Genomic DNA, 17,889 nt, shown 5'->3' with positions numbered 1-17,889 from the left:
AATATGTCTTTGTATTTTTTGAGAAATATTCAATTCCAAATTGTTCAGCTTTCCTAATCCATTCATAAAGGGTCGCAGACCCTTTTATACCATATTTATTAGTAATTTTTGTAAATCCTAAACCATTATAATAATCTTTAATGGCAGATAATTTTAATTCTTTAGAAAACATAAAAGAACCCCTTTAGTTAGATTTCTCCAACTCAAGGGGTTCAGTTCAGTTGAGAAATTAATCTCAACGTTTTTTATTTTTGCGTATATATAATTAGAAGTTAACTGATGGTGCGTTTTGAGCGTTTGAATCAGCTGTAAAGTAGTTAACCTTCTTGTGACCAGTCATACCAGCAACGATTGAACCTGGGAACTTAACAATCTTGTCGTTGTAAGCTCTCGCTGCTTGGTTGTATCTGTTTCTTTCAACACTGATACGGTTTTCACTACCTTCAAGTTGAACCATCAATGTTTGCATGTTTGAGTTAGATGCAAGGTTTGGATATGCTTCCTTGATTGATCCCACCAATATGTTCAATGAACGTTCTTGAGTGTTTAAGGCGTTCACCTTATCTGAAGTTGAACTAGCGTTATTGTATTGGTTCTTAGCGTTGTAGTATTGAGTACGTGCTTTTGTGATGTCACTGTACACTGATTTTTCTTGTTTTTGTTGACCCTTAACAGCGTTAACCAAGTTAGGGATTAAATCAGCACGACGTTGTAGTACAGTTTGGACTTGTCCTAATTGTTCCTCAACGCCTTGTTCGCTGGTAGCCATGCTGTTAGCAGACTTGATGAATCCACCAATTAAAGCGAATAGTAAAACGACAACAACTGCTAGTGATATGAACCAGCCTTTTTTGTAAAATGGTTTATTTTCAATCATAATTTATCTCCTTAATTTAAATTGAGGAACCTCCGCCCCCAAAGTTTCCGCCGCCTCCAGACGAGCTAAATCCACCTGATGAACCACCACCAAATGAACCTCCTCTACCGGAGCTACCTAAGCCACCGAGCAACGCTCCTAATAAGAAAGCATCTCCGGAATCATAGTGACCACCTCCACCACCATTTCGGTGGTTATCGTCGTCATCACCATTACTTTTTACAATCCAAATAGCTGTACCAACGATAACGATAATAACGATTATCAATAAAATACCAGCCAATGAATTATTATTATTTTTTTCAGCCTCTGCCTTGGCATCGCTCAGGGACTTATTGGCGTAGCGTTTATCTAAAATCGATGCGACTTGGTTAAAGGTATTTTGCAATCCTTGGTTAATTTCGTCGTTATTACTTGATTTCAATAACGACTTATTATCCTGTAGGATTTGGTTGGTGGTAGCATCTGGTAGGATGTCTTCGACCCCGTATCCGGTGGAGATACGGACGTTGTTCTTACCACCGTTTTGGGCAAATAGAATTAATACCCCATTGTCCAAGCCCTTCTTACCAAACTTCCATCTAGCATTGTCTAGCAAGCTATCGGAGTAACCGTCGATATCTTGATTCCCGGTACTTTTCACGGTCATCATGACGATCTGAGGTTGGGGTTTAGTTTTTTGATATTCTTTTTCTTTATTAATCACCAATTGTTTTGTCTTATCAGTCAATATATTGGCATAATCATCAACAACATACTCTTTGGTAGGTGTTGGATTGGTGCTTTCCGCGTGGGTTGTAATTGGCACAAACCACATTAAAGCAACCAATGGCAAGACAATCGAAGCCAGCCATTTCAGTCTTTTCAATCTATCTCCTCGCTTCCCCTCTTGATTAGCTTCAATATTACATAAATCCATATTAATAGTAAAGTTTTTTATTTTTGCAAAAATGATTATAATAGATATATAAATTCAAGTCAGGAGTTTTCAAATGGACGCTATTGAATTGGGAAAAGATAAATCCCAACAATTAAATAAATTCATCGAATTAGCTACTCAATGTATCGATGACAATAAAAGAGACGACGCCATTTCTTTACTAAGCTCTGCTATTTCACAATACCCAGCAGGGGTTATGACTACTGAAGAAATCGAAGGAAAAGTTCCAAGTCGTTCTGAAATTTTAACTAAACTAGGAATTATTTTTACAGAATCCGGCTCATCATTAGACCCTACCGGAGTACATCTATTTCAACAAGCAATCTTATATGATTGTAAATACGTTGCCGCCAATTACTATCTAGGTAAAATCCTAATGAATAACGGCAACATTGCGGAAGCCAATGAACTAATGGAACACGCTTTGCACAATAGTGTCGAAGGCGACCGTTTCTACGGTCCAGCTGAAAAGGCAATCGAAGAAATGACCGATATGACCGACAGTAAGGATCCAATCTTCGCTATCGACTACCTAATCGGTCAATCAATGTCCCATGCCCTCATCGATAGTCCCATTGGAACTTTTAAGAAGATGAGCTTCGATAAGATTGAAAACAAGTACGATGCCAATGTACAAATGTTTCCAACTGATGCCACTAGTGAAAAGTTAAATAGCATTCGTGAATTCAACTCTAACCATGGTTTTGAACAAACCAGTTTCGAAGAATTCCTACCCGCTCACCTACCATTGTTTGAAGAACACAATCAACTATCATTGATTCTAGGTGAAGGCTATACCCTAATTGATATGGGAGCAGAAATTTATGACGTTTGTGGTCTAAACATCGAACCTCAATTGACGTTTACCTTCTACAAACTAATTAATAATGAAACAAACTGCTACTCATACCTGTTATTAGCCGGTAAGAGTCCATTGGAATTAAAGGACAAACAACTAAGTACAAACGGCAATTTTGAATACGACACCCGTATTTTTGACGTCTACAAGAACAAAATCTTCTTTGATTCAGACAATATGATTAAGTTCTCCCTTGCACTAGCTAAGGACTACTTTAACGATGATATTACATTGGATAATATCGAAAACAAGTCCATCAGCGGTGTTAATGATGAAACATTTAACCAATTACTAGAAATCCATGATGACTTCAATATCAACGATTCACGTGTCCGAATCATAATCGATACAGATATCAAAGTATAATAAAAAAGCTACCAATTATTGGTAGCTTTTTTATGTGATTATTAAGCGTCAGCTTCCACTTTTTCAGCGTAAGCTTGTTCTTCCTTCATTAAACGTTTCTTTTCGCGTTCGTTAAACCATGGTGAAACAGTGAACGCTAAGATATCGTTGGCAACGTAAATTGCTGAGTTAACAAACATAGCAAGAGTTGCTGATCCTTCTCTGAAAGTGATGAACCATAGAACGACTTGGGCTAGACCTGAAGCTAACCACCAGAAGTATTGGTTGTTGTAACGTAGGAAACAGATGATTCCGGCAGTTAAACAAACGGCAAAACTAAAGGCATCATAGAATGGACGTGGTTCGTTAGTAAGTGCTTTGATTGCGAAACCAGAAATTAGGTAAACGGCTATAGTGAAGATAATTGAAATTGCCCAACTCTTTGCAGTGAACTTTCTGATTTTTGAAACCATGTTAACGTTCCAATCAGTACTCAATAGCACTGGAATGTCTAGTGTAATAACGTATGCTAATTGTTCACCGATACTTAAGTAGTTCTTTGCTGAGAAACCAACAATGATGAAACAAATTGCTGATAGAATTCCCAACACCCCGTTAACTGACTTAGCAGCGTTAATTGCAAGAACACATAGTACCCCTAAAGTAGTACCGATGAAAGTTAAAATTGAAAGCCATGTAATTGGTGCATTTACCAATGTCATAACTTGAGCACCTAAACTAAAGAAGAATAAGTAGTAATTTTGTTGTGGCCAACCCTTTAGTTGGTGGGCCAAAAATTTAAAATAAGCTGACACAATGAAAAACCCCTATCTCTATATTTGGAACCTAAAATATGTATGCATACAATATATAGTGTTCGTTCTTTAAAACAACACTATATATACTACCATGCTCAATATTTTTTGCAAGGGTCATAGAAGTCGAGATAAGGGTCTAATTACCGAAATTACGGTAATAATTAAATATTAAATTTTTTTATTTTTATTTTCGAAACTATTTGTGGTTATTTAGCATCAATTACAACTGAACCAGCTAGAATACTGATCAACATAAACACAATAATTCCGACCGCGGAATCGTCAAACAGTTTTACTGACAAAATCACTGAAATCAACAACACCAAAAAGAAAACAATTGATTCTAACAACTGGTTACTTGATTGCTTTTGAACGTGAAAAAGAAAATAAATCACCCTGTTGGTCCTGTTAAACATGACTATCAGGAAGTATACCAATAGCAATAACAATCCAGTGAGCAACCAGTTGAATTTCAGCAATTCTGATACCAAAACTACAATGGATAGTGGCACCCATAAAACAAGTAGTTCTGCGATAAAAAATCTTAAGTCAATATGCATGATATATTGCCACTCCTACATAATATGTATATTCTATTGTATCATTCGGGTAATGTTTTCGGTAGTAAGAGCTAAAGAAAATGGCTATAATTATCGTATATTCTAATAAAAGGACTTGATATGATGGAATTTCGCATTGAACACGATTCATTAGGTGAGGTTAAAGTCCCTAAAGACGCTTTATTTGGCCCCCAAACGCAACGTAGTCTACTTAATTTTAACATTGGTCGTACCATGCCAATGGAAGTTATCTATGCACTTTTGAAGATTAAAAAAGCCGTCGCTTTTGTTAATCACAACAATAAAACACTAGATGATGAAAAGTATATCGCCATCAATGAAGCAATCGATAAATTAATTGATGGCGATTATAAGGATGCCTTCCCACTTCACGTTTATCAAACTGGTAGTGGAACTCAGACCAACATGAACGTCAATGAAGTAGTAGCAAATATGGCCAACCAACTACATCCAAACGCCCATGTTCATCCAAATGATCACGTCAATCAATCACAAAGCTCAAATGACACTTTCCCTACTGCCATGATGATGGCAGCATATCAAGCCACCAATAGTGTCATTAAAACAGTTAAAAACTTAATCGCATCATTTGATAAGAAACAAACTGAGTTTGCATCAATCATCAAGATTGGCCGTACCCACCTACAAGATGCTACCCCTATTACAGTAGGCCAAGAAATCAGTGGTTGGAAATCAACACTAGAACACGACGTTGTGACGCTAAACGCCATCAAACAATCATTACTAGAATTACCAATCGGTGGAACCGCCGTCGGTACTGGTCTAAACACCAAGCGCGGATTTGACCAAGACGTTGTTGAGACCATCAATCATAACGAAAAAACCAACTACAAGGTAGCAGAAAACAAGTTCCACGGACTAGCCGACCATTCCGAAATCACTTCGGTTCACGGTATTTTTAAGACGTTAGCATCCGATTTAATCAAGATTGGAAACGACATCCGTTTTCTTTCTTCCGGACCACGTGCTGGATACAACGAACTATCAATTCCAAGTAACGAACCGGGATCATCAATCATGCCCGGTAAGGTCAACCCCACTCAAATCGAAGCATTGACGATGGTCTCAGCGAAGGTCTTTGGAAACGACGCTACCATTACTTTTGCTAACAGCCAAGGTAACTTCGAAATGAACGTCTACAAGCCAATCATCATCGACAGCTTCTTAGAAAGTACCGAATTATTGAATGAATCAATCAAATCATTCACCGAAAAATTAGTCGATGGTTTAACCGTCAACGTCGATCGCATCAACGAACTATTAAATAACTCTCTAATGCTAGTGACCGCTCTAAGCCCTCACATCGGTTACAAAAAGAGTGCCAAAATTGCTCAATGGGCTGAAAAAAATAACACCACTCTAAAGGAATCAGCTAAACACTTTAATATTAACAAAGCAGATTTTGACAAATGGGTCAACGTTTCAAACATGACTCATCCAAACAAATAATTTCACGTAAACAAAAAGCAATGCCCGAATCAGGCATTGCTTTTTTAGTGATAATAGTAATAAGCAACAATCGATATCGTCACGGCATTTAATACTATGTGCATCAGAATTGCGGCCCTAACGTTTCTAGTCTGGTTATATAGCCAGGCCATCCAAAAACCATATTGGGCAAAGAATATAAACGAGAATAAATTATGATATCTCATATGGAATAAACCATAGAATAATGCTGAGATAATCTCGCCTAACCATCGCCACTTGTCGGAGAACGCCACGTCAAGGATGTAGGCTCTAAATACCAGTTCCTCTAGAATTGGCGACAAGAAGACGAACCCAAGAACCAATAAAACCATCGACCATGTATTGTCATACAGATCTTTTGAAAAGTGAATTGCTTCAATTTGGAATCGGTTTTGGAAGAAAATGTCGAACATGAATATATACGCTTGGGCAATTAAAAATGCCATCACAGTTGCGAAAGCTGTTAGTTGATAGTCCTTTAGACTTAGCATCTTAAATATATTCCCATTACCGTATCGTCTGTACGCGTAAACCGCAAAGTTTAGCATAATGATGTAGGCACCAAAGAATTCAATAGTTAAAGCCACATTATTAACGTTGACCTGATTAGATTGAATATATTGAACTGGAATAAACTGAATTGAACTAGCAACCATGCAGATTAGGCAAAAGCCAATAAAACCACGTTTTAAGAGGTGGTCCGATCTCCAAGTGTCATTGCTACGCACCGTTCATCCTTCTTTCTAGATGTTATCAATGAAAAACATTTTTAAACTCTTAATTTTTATACTCTTATATAATACTCAAGAGGTATTTTACCATTGAACAGTGCTATAAATTCTTAAGTTTTGGTAAAATTTTGTTATTAGACGCCTTGTAATTAACGATTATTAAAGCAATAACTAGATATATCAAGACGTATACAACCAGTCCAATCCATTGGCTATTTTGAACGGGTGTATAATTATTTTTTGGTAACCCACCAATGATTCCGAAAAGAAAATCGGAAATAAAATGAAGTGCCATTGGGACAATAATGGTTCCACTCTTAATATATAAAGCGCCTAGAATCATTCCAAATGCTACCGCATTAATTACTTAATATGTGGTACCACTAAACGATTGCATTGAAAGATTAACATAGTGTAATCCCCCAAACAACAAGGATGAAATGGTTAAACAAAGCATCACTCTCCATCGACTATCTGATTTATTTGTCATTAGTTTTAAGAGAAATCCTAAGATAATGCCCCTAAACATCAACTCTTCAGATAAACCAGCAAGTAATCCAATATCCAAAGCTGACCAGAAATTTTGACTGGGTATACAAAAAGCTACGACAATCAAACAGACTATTAAGAAAGATAACCACCATCGTTTTCTCTCGCCGGGTTTAAAGAATACTTTTTGTTGGATAATCCAGTAGTTCAACAAGCAGATTACAATAATTGATACAATTTTGTACACATTAATATAAAGTAAAAAATGATCAGTAGGATTAAAAAACAATCTATAAATACGTTGCAACACATAATCATCAATAACCACTTCAAAAATAATAAACATTGGAATTAAGATCCATTTCCATTTTTCTTCAATTTTTTGATTTAACATTTAAACACTTCCATTTATTTTATAGAATAATAGAACTTTCAAATTGTATCATAATAATTTGCTTCTAAATTAAAAAAACCGCTAAAAGCGGCTTTTTTAAATCATTCTTAATATTCTTAACTCTTTATTTACGTTTAATCGTTCAATCTCATAAAACGCCCTAAAATTTATTAATCTTTGATAAAAGCTTGTTATCCGATGGGTTGTGATTAATGATTGAGACCGCTACGATTGAATATATCAAGACATACATAGATAGGCCCCACCATTGATTGGTTTGAACATTTGTATAATTGGTTGCTGACATCCCCTTAATCAATGTCACCAAGAAGTCATAGATAAAATGAAGTGCCATTGGAACGACGATAGTCCCACTCTTAATGTATACGGCACCCAATAACATCCCTAATGCGGCCGCATTAACTACTTGAAGTGAGGTAAAGCCAAATGATTGGCTAGTAAGGTTAATGTAGTGGAAACCTCCAAAAATTAACGCAGAGATAACCAAACTAGTGATAACTCGCCATTGATCAGTAGATTTTCTGGTCATTAGTTTTAATACAAACGCTAAAATGATTCCTCTAAACATTAATTCTTCGGGCAATGCAGCAATTGTGCCGACGTCTAAAGCAATCCAGAAGTTCTTGCGTGTAAAACATGTAAGAACGATGGTAAAGCAGATTACTAGAAATACTAACCAACCTACCGTGGTCTCGCTGGGTTTGAAGAATATCTTTTGTTTGATAATCCAGTAGTTCAATAAACAAATCACCAAAATTGAGACAATCTTGTAGATGTTTAAATAAGTATAGAAGTGTTGAACTGGGTTAAAGGCAAATAGATGAAACACAAATTTATAAACTTGAGGCATCACATAATCATCGATTAACAATTCAGCAATCAAGATGATTGGAATTAAAATCCATTTCCAATTATCTTTAATATTTTGGTTTAACATTTAATCACATCCGTTAAATTAATTATAGGTTCATTCTATCATACTAAGTTCAAACAAAATAAAAGCAGCCATTATCGGCTGCTTTTTTTAAATTCTTCTTAATTATTTTTTTGACTCATTTTTTGTTTACGTTTGGTGATTTCGTCATTAATTTCTTTTGTTGAACGATGAAACATGGCCATGCTACTGGTACAAATAATGACGTAGATGACTATGAATTCAACGGTAAAAGTGGTAAAGATATTTGGATCCCAAAAATCAAAATATGGTGTAATTACGAGATTCAATGTGACAACAATCATGTATGATAAAACACCATGAATAACAAATGCCCACACAATTCCAATTTTTTCGCTCTTAAATATCACACTCAATAATCCGATTAATCCACTAGCGAATAAAAAGATTAGTCTATCTGATACGTTATAAGAACTGTTATTAATATACAATCCAGTAACGACATATAAAAATGATCCAAACAGCATTCCCATAAAGAAACGCTTAAATAGATTCCAAAATAAGTTCATAATTTTCACATCCTTAGACTCTTCTTCAAACCTGGTAAATACTTACGACTAACATTTAATTTTAAATCATTAGTTAAAAATGCTGTCATATTTCCTGAAAACGCTGTTTCCATATAGTCCAAGTGATCAATATTGATAATTGCTGATTTACTGATTTGAATAAAATGATGTTTTTTTAATTTTTCATACATATCTTTTAAAGTCCCCGTAGTGGCAAACTGTTCTTCAGTGGTGTAGATATTTAATTCATTTTGATAAACCTCAATTCCGACAATGTCATCAATAGCAATCATCTGAACCCGGTCGTTAGTATTAACTGGAAGCCAATTATCATTTTCATTCGATACATCCTTTAGCTTTGATAATAGGTCAATCACTTCAGGTGTTAGTTCTTTGGCACTGACTAACACGTTGATTTCATCGTCATTCAATTGGTCATCCTTATTAAAATCAATCTTCATCTAACCACCTCCTTTTCCTATATCTTATCATAACTATTTAGCGTTTTTTCTAAATCTAGTTAGCACGACAAATGCAAGTAGGAAAACACCGATAAATGATACGCATACCAATGTATCTCCGATAGATTTCTCCAAACCATTAATCACAAGTCCCATTGTGGATTTGAAATCATTTAGCACGCGACTATCCACATGTTGAAAACTCTGCCTTAATTGCGAGTCCATTAAAATATTTCTTACCAGTGACGCATCGTAAGGGGCTGGAGTATACTTTAGAATCTTGCTAGCACCACTTGGAAGTAGTCCCAATGGCATGTAAACCCCCGCAAAGAAACCCGCTGAACTAGAAATAATCGCATTCAATGATGGAATCACCGATGCCTTTTTGACAAACATCAAGACAATCATGTTGAAGAGTGTCCAAACCAAACTACCAATCAACATTGCTCCCAATAATCGACCCGAAATAGCAAAGTTAAAAGGAAGTTGATCCATCAACATGAATAAAACGGATAGGATGATATAAACAATCACCTGCATCATTAATCCAATCAAAGTGGCACTAATGACGTAGCTCATATCAATTACCGATTTATTCGCATTGGTCATCATTAAATCATCCATGCGTTTACTTTCGATATCATAAATTCTTTGGTGCAAAGCATCCCCAGTAGTTGTGATGGCAGTGATTGCAATGGTTCCACCAATCAACCAATAGTCCAGTAGTTTGACACCACCATCAATATTGGTCCAGCCCTTTTGAATGTTATTTTTCAAGAAAACCACGTACAAAATAACTGAAATTAGTGCACCCATTAGTGAAAAGATAATGCGCTTTCTATCACTAAAATACAATTTCAAATTACGGTTGATTAAACTAGCTAAAATCATTACTTAATCTCCTTTCCGGTCAAAGCAATGAAGATATCATCCATTGATCCGTGAACATATTCAAAGTCGAAAATTTCATTTTTATATTCTTCAATAATGCTGATTACTTCTGGATATGAATTAATTTTCAATAACACCTTGTTACCAGCTACTTGAATAGCACCTAACTTAGATAATTTATCCACAGTGGATAAGTCATTTACGTAAAGTGTTAACGTATTTTGTGCATAACTAGCCTTTAGATTATCAACGGTGTCAGAGGCGACAATCTTACCCTTGTCCAATACGTATACCCAATCTGATTGATCAGCTTCTTCTAGATAATGGGTGGTCAAGATGATGGTCAATCCCATCTCGTGACGTAATTGATTTAATACTTCCCAAATCTTGTTTCTGGTTTGAATATCTAAACCAGTTGATGGTTCATCCAAAAATAATAGTTTTGGTTTACTTAGCAAGGCCCGTGCAATGTCGACACGTCTTCTTTGTCCACCGGATAATGAGCCATACTTTTGTTTTTGAATACCTTTGATTTCTAACTTATCTAGCAAATCCTTTTGAAAATCTTCATCAAAGTTTTTATAAAGTCTGCCGGCAATCTTTAAGTTGTCTTCGACAGACAATGATTTATCGAGTACGCTGTTTTGAAATACTACCCCCAATGAATCGTTATAATTTTTATCATTTGGAGTAAGGCCGTTTAACTTAATTTCTCCTCCATCTGGTTTTAATAGACCAATTAGCATATTAATAGTTGTCGACTTCCCAGCACCGTTGTGCCCTAGAAAAGCGATAAGTTGACCATCGTTAATTTGCAAATAGATGTGATCAACTGCGATTTTATTCTTGAATCGTTTTGTTAAACCTTTTACTTCTAACATTTCTTTGACCTCCTATTCGATAGGATAATAATAAGTCAATGCCGCAAATAAATAACGCAATATTGGATAAGTGGTATTTTTTACTCGCTAAGTGGTAATAAAGCCAAAATAAAAACCACAAGTCATATCGACTTGTGGTCATTGATTATTTATTCTTGTTAAACACGTACTTCTTAACAATTGCGGCAATTAATAAAACAACTCCAATAATCGCAAACAAGTATGAAAGTAGTTCTTTCTTGGTTCTGTGAACGATGATTTGGACGTGATGACGGCCAGCTGAAAGATGAGAAATCGTTAGTAGTGAATGCTTGTTAGCAGTTGCCTTAACGACCTTACCATCAACACGCACTTCGTAAGCAATGCCCTTGTAGTGTAAGAATGGCAAGGCCATTTTCTCAACTGCCAATGGTGCTTTAAAGGAGTACTTACCGTCACCTAATAACTTCACTTTTAGCTGTTGGTGACCGTTATATGTGGCAATGTGATTATTGGTATTATCAAAAGAACTAACGGCCGCTCTTGGGAAGTAATCAACAAATCCATAATTGCTGAAAATCATATCTTTGAAATCATGGTTATTATCCAAACGATAATTTCTACCGTCAGCTACGAATTTGTGATTCAACTCAACATAACCTTTTGTTTCATTAACTACTGTTTGTTGTGCATTCAATTGAAGTAACAAAATTGCCAACGTTGAGACAACAATTGCAGTCCATGCATATGATGACTTTTTAAACATCTTCACCACAATTTCGGCGAAGATGTAGCAGAAAATTAGTTGTGGAATGATGTTTAGACGCCAAGTGAACTGAAGCGAGTCGTTAATGCCTGTCTTGGCCACTAAATCCCATGGGAACAGCTTGCTGCATAGAACCAAGAAGCCAATACCAACAAACAATAACTGCTTGGAATATTTATCCAGACGAGTAAAGAAGATAATCCCAAATACCAGTCCTAATAGATTGATCACACTGAAGTATGGATTCACACTATTATGAATAATTGAGAAATACCAAGTATTAAGGCTAGCTCCAGAAAGTTTCCAATACGATGGCGGCAAAGTAATCGAGTTATTTCCGACAATAACAACGAACGGAATCCAGTATAGTGCCGTTAACAAGACGGTTACTCCCACCGCTTTACTTAGTGCAATTATCTTATCTTTTTTGAGTATCTTTACAATGTTAATCAACGCCATCACAATTAAGAACAAGATTGTAATCGCGGTATTCACCACGTGACACATGATAATGGCACTCATTCCAAGAGTTAATTCAATCCAGTCGCTTTTCTCTAGTAAGTTTAGAAAACCAAATAAAACTAGTGGTAAATAAATAATGGATGATGAACGGCCAATGTCATAACTAAGCACCGCGTGGAATAAGATTGTCGTAGCCAATGTGTATCCAGAGGCGAAGACGAAGCTAATCTTACGGCTGCGGTTATAACTGTAACTGGCGAAGTATGCCACAATCAATGCAAAGAAGTTTCTTAGCATCAAGACGGTATAAACCAATGGTATAAATGATTTGATTACTAATGACAGTAAAGCAATTGGTATCATCCCTAACTGTGGATACAAAGCCATCACAGCAGAACCAGTTTGGTTATACCCGTTTAATGCTACAAGCGGAAATGGACTCTTGTTCACTAATGATTCACGCAAGTCCCAGATACGTTCCCAATGAAAAATCAAGTCAGATCCAACCATAATAGACTTGCTGTGCCACATGATTGCGACACTCACAAAAGACATGACCATAAACATCAAGATAAAAATCACATGATTACGACAAAAAGCATGCAGTTTACTTTTAAGATTCATTATCGTTCAATTCCTCTAATCGTTTTTTAATATCGATAATTATACCATTATTGCAATCATCTAAGAGATTAAAAGAATATAAAAGGTCATCCAATATAAGATGACCTTTTATTAATTATTTAACGTAAGTTTCAGAAAAGTCCCAGATTGGACCATTTCCGTAGAAACGCACATTGTGAATATCACTCTTAATTAGTTCAGCTTGTGCTGGTTGGAATAAAGGAATTAGACCTTGGTCGTTTAATAATACCTTTTGGGCGTCGACTAAATCATTCCAGCGTTTTGCTGGGTTCAAGGCGTCGTCGTCATTTGACTTATCAATCAACTTGTCGTATTCAGCATTGCTCCACTTAGCTGTGTTCATTGCATTAGTTGAGTATCTAATGTTTAGAGGTGAGATTGGATCACTGATTGATGGACTCCAACCTGTCACTGCAACTTGGTATTGACCGCTTAGGAAACGAGCAGTCGCAACTGTGTTTGGAAGTAATGTTAGGTTAACCTTTAGACCAGGTAACTTGGAGAATTGGTTTTGAATGAATTCAACAATTGGCTTAGCATCTTCACCGTTGTTACTGTTGATTGAGATGGTTAAGTTCTTCTTACCGATTTCACTTAGGCCCTTCTTCCATAGTTTCTTAGCTTGTTCAACGTTACCGTTGACTGCATCGGAAACGCTAGCGTAGTCGTTAAAGTCCTTACCATTACGTGACGCCAAAGTATCCGGAACAATTCCACGTGCTTGAGTTGAACCGTTACCTAAAACATCATTTAGTAGTTCTTTTCTATTGATGATTAACGATAGCGCCTTTCTGATGTTAACGTTTCTAAACGCTGGTTCGTTCTTGTTACTTAGCGATAGGTATCTGACACTGTAAATCTTTCTCAAATGGAAGTCCTTTGAGTTCTTGTAGCTGCTGTATTGTTGCTTACCAACTAAAGTAGTTTGATCTAACTTACCGCTTTGGTATTCGTTTAGAGCAGTTTGTGGGTCCTTAATTACTGTGTACTTGATGCTGTCTAGTTTTGTCTTGTCAGCATTGTAGTATTCCTTGTTCTTAGTTAAAGTCCATGAATCATTAGTACCGGTCCAGTTAGTAATCTTAAATGCACCATTGTATAGCATTTTACTACTGGTAGTACCATAGCTCTTACCGTATTTCTTAACAACACTTTCTGATTGTGGGTAGAAGATTGGCAATACTAATAGGTTTAAGAAGTATGGTTGTGGCTTAGTTAACTTAATTTGTAGTGTGTACTTGCCAGTTGCCTTTACGCCCAACTTGTCTGGTGATAGTTGTGACTTAGAGATGGCTGTGTAATTTTCGATGTTAGCCATGTAGTAAGCTTCTTGTGAGGCGGTCTTTGGATCAGCACTACGTTTGATTCCGTATTCGAAATCCTTAGCAGTTAATTCTTGGCCGTTACTCCACTTAGTGTGTTTCAACTCGAATGTGTATGTCTTACCATCCTTTGAAACGTGGTAGCTCTTGGCGGTTGCTAGACGCACCTTGTTACTACCATCTGGAGATACTAAACCAGAAAAAGCATTATAAACAGCTTGTTGAGTGTTAGTATCAACAGCCTTTGATGGATCAAGTGAGGAAATTGATGCGTTGGTTGACCAATTTAAATGTTTCTTGTTGCTTGATTGACTCTTACCACAAGCAGTTAATACCAAACCTAATAACGCTGTAGTTAAAACAATTGATAAAATCCGTGACTTCTTCATATCCATACTCCTTTGTTCAATAAGTACTTCTTTACATAGATGGCCATCTAAAAAAAGAAAAAGGGCGTCATGATTATACGCTAAAAAGCCGAACCATGACACCCTGTTATAATCTAATTAAAAAACGTTTTCTTGATTAGAAAATAAGAATAGAGTTCATGCTTCGATATTGACAACAACACATTTGTTCTTTGTTAAACATTTTCATCATGAACCCCTCCTTATAATTTATAAGCATAATACATCCGAATGAATTTTTTGGCAACCCTAATGTCTCTGCTTTTTTTATCAAAAAAGCCGAACTTCATTCACTAAAGTATAACAAAATCCCATGACAGCAGTCTTTTGGACCAAATAAAAAACCACCAAAAGATTTGGTGGTTTTTATGATTTATTTAATGTAAGCGTGGGAGAAATCCCAAACCGGACCGTTTCCTAGGTACTTAACACCATGAATGTTTGTCTTCATTAGTTCAGGTTGTGCCTTTTGAATCAACGGAATAATTCCTTGATCGTTTAGGATTACCTTTTGCGCATTAACTAGGTCAAAGAAACGCTTGTTTTGGTTGTTGGCATCTTCGTTGTTGGAACGGTCAATGTACATGTCATACATTGAGTTACCCCACTTAGAAGTGTTAATTGGACTAGTTGATACCTTAGTTTGTAGTGGTGAGATTGGGTCACTAATTGATGGGTCCCAACCTGAAACTGATAGTTCGTAATCAGATTTTAGTGAACGACCAGAAGCAACGTTGTTAGGTAAGATTTGTGCAGTTACCTTTAGTCCTGGAAGCTTGTCTAATTCAGTTTGTAAGAATTCAGTCACGGCACGGCTAGTTTGGTCGTTGTTGTTCATGATTGAAATTGATACTGACTTCTTGCCAATTTCCTTTAATCCCTTGGCCCATAATTGCTTAGCCTTAGTTATGTCACCAGTAGTGGCATCCTTAACAGTAGCGTAGTCGTTGAAGTCCTTACCGTTCATGTAGGCTAAAGTATCTGGAACCAATCCTCTAGCTGCGAATGAACCGTCTCCTAGGACGTTTTGAGTTAATTCTTCGCGATTAATCGCTAATGATAATGCCTTTCTTAGGTTCTTGTTCTTTAGTGCCGGAACCTTCTTTTGATTGATTGAAAGGTATTGAACCATAAATTGCTTGTGGTTCACAAAGTCCTTGTTGTTTTTGTAAGTGTTAACTTGTTGTTTACCAGCTAATAGTGTTTGATCCAACTTACCTGATTGATATTCATCCAATGCGGTTTGTGGGTCCTTAATCACTGTGTAGTTGATGGCCTTTAATTTCACACTTTGATTGTCGTAGTATTCGTTATTCTTGGATAATGTCCAAGCATCATTACTACCCTTCCAGTTGGTAACGGCAAATGGTCCATCGTATACCATCTTGTCGGATGTTGTTCCGTAGGCAGTGCCGTACTTTTCAACGAATGATTTTTGTTGTGGGTAAAAGACAGGTAATGCTAAAACATTTAGGAAATCTGCTTGGGGTTTGGTCAATGTAATTTGCAACTTATTGTCGCCCATTGCCTTAACACCCAATTTATCAGCTGACATTGAACCGGTCTTAACCTTATCGTAGTTCATAATGTTGGCCATGTAATATGCCATTTGTGAAGCGGTCTTAGGGTCAGCACTACGTTTGATTCCGTATTCAAAATCACCGGCAGTAACCTTCTTACCATTGCTCCACTTAGTGTTTCTTAAGGTGAAAGTGTAAGTCTTTCCACCATTAGTAATCTTGTAGTTCTTAGCAATTGCTAGGTCAATTTTGTTTCCCTTATCGGGAGTTACCAAACCACGCATTGCGTTATATAGCACTTGATCACTAGTAACATCGACGGCCTTAGAAGGATCTAGGGTGGTCAATGTTGTATTACTCATCCAATTCAATGAATCTGTTCTAGATGTTTTATCTGATGATTTACCACAAGCGGCAAGCACCATTGTTGTGGCAAGCGCCACTACACCTAGTTTCGCAATTGACTTGAACTTCATAAAACTTCATCCCCCTGTTTGAAAATTATTTCATCATAATTTTTCACAATATGTAATCAAAAATAGCACATCTAAAAAACCAATGCAATTGAAAATATCGTACGCTAATTATTATCAGTGGCAATTATTAAATAAAATGATAGAATAGCTATATTATCACTATAATTAAAAAGGGACTGATTCATATGCGTATTGGAGTTACATCAGACATCATCTTTAGCCAAGATGAACCCTTCCGTCAAAGAGAAGGTCATTTTGCCCAAAGGACTTTGATGAACTGTTTACTAGACAACAACATCACTCCAGTTATTTTTCCAGTTGGAAAGCCAAGCATGGCTGCTGAATTATTAGAAACTGTCGATGGAGTTATCTTCACCGGTGGTCCAGATGTATTACCTAAGTATTATGGCGAAGAACCAATTGCCCAAATTGGTCGTACATTTGAAACCAGAGATGAATTCGAATTAGCGTTAGTTAAACAAGCAATTAGAATGCACAAACCAATCCTAGCAATTTGCCGTGGATTACAAATCGTAAACGTTGCAATGGGCGGAACTTTATACCAAGACATTGGTGCTCAATTCACCCCACAAAACGGATTACCACAATTGCAACACGAACAAAAAGCAATCGGATACTCACCAGTACACCACATTAGTATTGATGACGATTCACTATTAGCCAAGACATTTGGCACTCGTGCATTTGTTAATTCATTCCATCATGAAGCTGCTAAGGACGTTGCTGAAGGACTTCATGTAGTGGCTCGTGCCGATGATGGTATGATTGAAGGCTTAGAAAATGACGACAAGTCAATTCAATGTGTACAATGGCACCCAGAAAACATGTGGGATCAATACGATGAAGAAAACCAACTATTCATTGACTTCTTCAACCGAGTTCACCACTTCTAGACAAAATAAAAAAGTCGACCTAAGCAGGTCTGACCTGAACCCCTAAAATTGGAAGATGGTTATGCTATTTTCTGGGAGGAATTGATCCGGTATTCAACCGGTGACATTCCTCCCAGTTTTTGTTTTATACGATAATTGTTGTAATAAGATATATA

Annotated in this window: 17 protein-coding genes and 1 pseudogene; 3 read left to right on the top strand and 15 right to left on the bottom strand. The window is 36.5% G+C overall.

Going from position 1 to position 17,889, the window contains the following annotated elements:
* Window positions 1–265: 265 nt before the first annotated feature.
* Entirely contained in the window at window positions 266–877 is a 612-nt protein-coding gene (locus tag OEZ61_RS07085) for a LemA family protein (RefSeq protein WP_051592219.1), read from the bottom strand.
* A gap of 16 nt (window positions 878–893) precedes the next feature.
* A complete protein-coding gene (locus tag OEZ61_RS07080; RefSeq protein WP_034532246.1) occupies window positions 894–1,745 on the bottom strand; it encodes a TPM domain-containing protein in 852 nt (283 codons plus the stop codon).
* A gap of 124 nt (window positions 1,746–1,869) precedes the next feature.
* On the opposite strand from OEZ61_RS07080, the gene OEZ61_RS07075 reads away from it, so the two are divergent.
* Window positions 1,870–3,042 carry a hypothetical protein gene (locus OEZ61_RS07075; RefSeq protein ID WP_290047254.1) on the top strand — a complete coding sequence of 391 codons (1,173 nt, stop codon included), beginning with the start codon at window positions 1,870–1,872 and terminating at the stop codon, window positions 3,040–3,042.
* Between the two features lie 41 nt (window positions 3,043–3,083).
* On the opposite strand, the gene pnuC is transcribed toward OEZ61_RS07075, so the two are convergent.
* The gene (gene pnuC / locus OEZ61_RS07070; RefSeq protein ID WP_290047253.1) at window positions 3,084–3,836 is read right to left on the bottom strand and encodes a nicotinamide riboside transporter PnuC; all 753 of its coding nucleotides are present in this window, start codon (window positions 3,834–3,836) and stop codon (window positions 3,084–3,086) included.
* A 209-nt stretch (window positions 3,837–4,045) separates the two neighbouring features.
* Window positions 4,046–4,189: a hypothetical protein gene (locus OEZ61_RS07065; RefSeq protein ID WP_171823262.1), complete on the bottom strand. Its 144-nt coding sequence runs from the start codon at window positions 4,187–4,189 to the stop codon at window positions 4,046–4,048.
* A gap of 330 nt (window positions 4,190–4,519) precedes the next feature.
* Between OEZ61_RS07065 and OEZ61_RS07060 the strand changes: the two genes are divergently transcribed.
* The gene (locus OEZ61_RS07060; RefSeq protein WP_290047252.1) at window positions 4,520–5,890 is read left to right on the top strand and encodes a class II fumarate hydratase; all 1,371 of its coding nucleotides are present in this window, start codon (window positions 4,520–4,522) and stop codon (window positions 5,888–5,890) included.
* A 44-nt stretch (window positions 5,891–5,934) separates the two neighbouring features.
* On the opposite strand, the gene OEZ61_RS07055 is transcribed toward OEZ61_RS07060, so the two are convergent.
* The 10 genes and pseudogenes from OEZ61_RS07055 to OEZ61_RS07010 form a co-directional block, all read right to left on the bottom strand.
* Entirely contained in the window at window positions 5,935–6,639 is a 705-nt protein-coding gene (locus tag OEZ61_RS07055; RefSeq protein ID WP_263500698.1) for a CPBP family intramembrane glutamic endopeptidase, read from the bottom strand.
* Window positions 6,640–6,742: 103 nt separating this feature from the next.
* Window positions 6,743–7,477 (bottom strand): annotated as a pseudogene (locus tag OEZ61_RS08245) (CPBP family intramembrane glutamic endopeptidase).
* Window positions 7,478–7,685: 208 nt separating this feature from the next.
* On the bottom strand, window positions 7,686–8,483 hold the full coding sequence (locus tag OEZ61_RS07045) for a CPBP family intramembrane glutamic endopeptidase (protein WP_290047250.1): 798 nt from the start codon (window positions 8,481–8,483) through the stop codon (window positions 7,686–7,688).
* 98 nt (window positions 8,484–8,581) lie between these two features.
* Window positions 8,582–9,010: a DUF3021 family protein gene (locus OEZ61_RS07040; protein WP_054483862.1), complete on the bottom strand. Its 429-nt coding sequence runs from the start codon at window positions 9,008–9,010 to the stop codon at window positions 8,582–8,584.
* A 5-nt stretch (window positions 9,011–9,015) separates the two neighbouring features.
* Window positions 9,016–9,471, bottom strand: a complete 456-nt coding sequence (locus tag OEZ61_RS07035) for a LytTR family DNA-binding domain-containing protein (RefSeq protein WP_034534580.1) — start codon at window positions 9,469–9,471, stop codon at window positions 9,016–9,018.
* 33 nt (window positions 9,472–9,504) lie between these two features.
* Window positions 9,505–10,362 carry an ABC transporter permease gene (locus tag OEZ61_RS07030; protein WP_290047249.1) on the bottom strand — a complete coding sequence of 286 codons (858 nt, stop codon included), beginning with the start codon at window positions 10,360–10,362 and terminating at the stop codon, window positions 9,505–9,507.
* The gene (locus OEZ61_RS07025; protein WP_290047248.1) at window positions 10,362–11,243 is read right to left on the bottom strand and encodes an ABC transporter ATP-binding protein; all 882 of its coding nucleotides are present in this window, start codon (window positions 11,241–11,243) and stop codon (window positions 10,362–10,364) included. The genes OEZ61_RS07030 and OEZ61_RS07025 overlap by 1 nt, the downstream gene beginning before the upstream one ends.
* A gap of 145 nt (window positions 11,244–11,388) precedes the next feature.
* The gene (locus OEZ61_RS07020) at window positions 11,389–13,074 is read right to left on the bottom strand and encodes a hypothetical protein (protein ID WP_290047247.1); all 1,686 of its coding nucleotides are present in this window, start codon (window positions 13,072–13,074) and stop codon (window positions 11,389–11,391) included.
* A 115-nt stretch (window positions 13,075–13,189) separates the two neighbouring features.
* Window positions 13,190–14,806 carry a peptide ABC transporter substrate-binding protein gene (locus tag OEZ61_RS07015; protein WP_290047246.1) on the bottom strand — a complete coding sequence of 539 codons (1,617 nt, stop codon included), beginning with the start codon at window positions 14,804–14,806 and terminating at the stop codon, window positions 13,190–13,192.
* 391 nt (window positions 14,807–15,197) lie between these two features.
* The gene (locus OEZ61_RS07010; protein ID WP_054483868.1) at window positions 15,198–16,820 is read right to left on the bottom strand and encodes a peptide ABC transporter substrate-binding protein; all 1,623 of its coding nucleotides are present in this window, start codon (window positions 16,818–16,820) and stop codon (window positions 15,198–15,200) included.
* Between the two features lie 185 nt (window positions 16,821–17,005).
* Here OEZ61_RS07010 and OEZ61_RS07005 point away from each other — a divergent pair, with 185 nt between their 5' ends.
* The gene (locus OEZ61_RS07005) at window positions 17,006–17,734 is read left to right on the top strand and encodes a gamma-glutamyl-gamma-aminobutyrate hydrolase family protein (protein WP_051961140.1); all 729 of its coding nucleotides are present in this window, start codon (window positions 17,006–17,008) and stop codon (window positions 17,732–17,734) included.
* 59 nt (window positions 17,735–17,793) lie between these two features.
* On the opposite strand, the gene OEZ61_RS08240 is transcribed toward OEZ61_RS07005, so the two are convergent.
* Window positions 17,794–17,886: an IS3 family transposase gene (locus tag OEZ61_RS08240; protein ID WP_080719905.1), complete on the bottom strand. Its 93-nt coding sequence runs from the start codon at window positions 17,884–17,886 to the stop codon at window positions 17,794–17,796.
* Window positions 17,887–17,889: the final 3 nt, after the last annotated feature.

It is taken from the genome of Apilactobacillus sp. EABW-1NA (genome assembly GCF_030398685.1).
GTDB lineage: Bacteria > Bacillota > Bacilli > Lactobacillales > Lactobacillaceae > Apilactobacillus > Apilactobacillus waqarii.
Note: the sequence above shows the minus strand (reverse complement) of the source record. Positions and strands in the feature narration are given on the sequence as shown.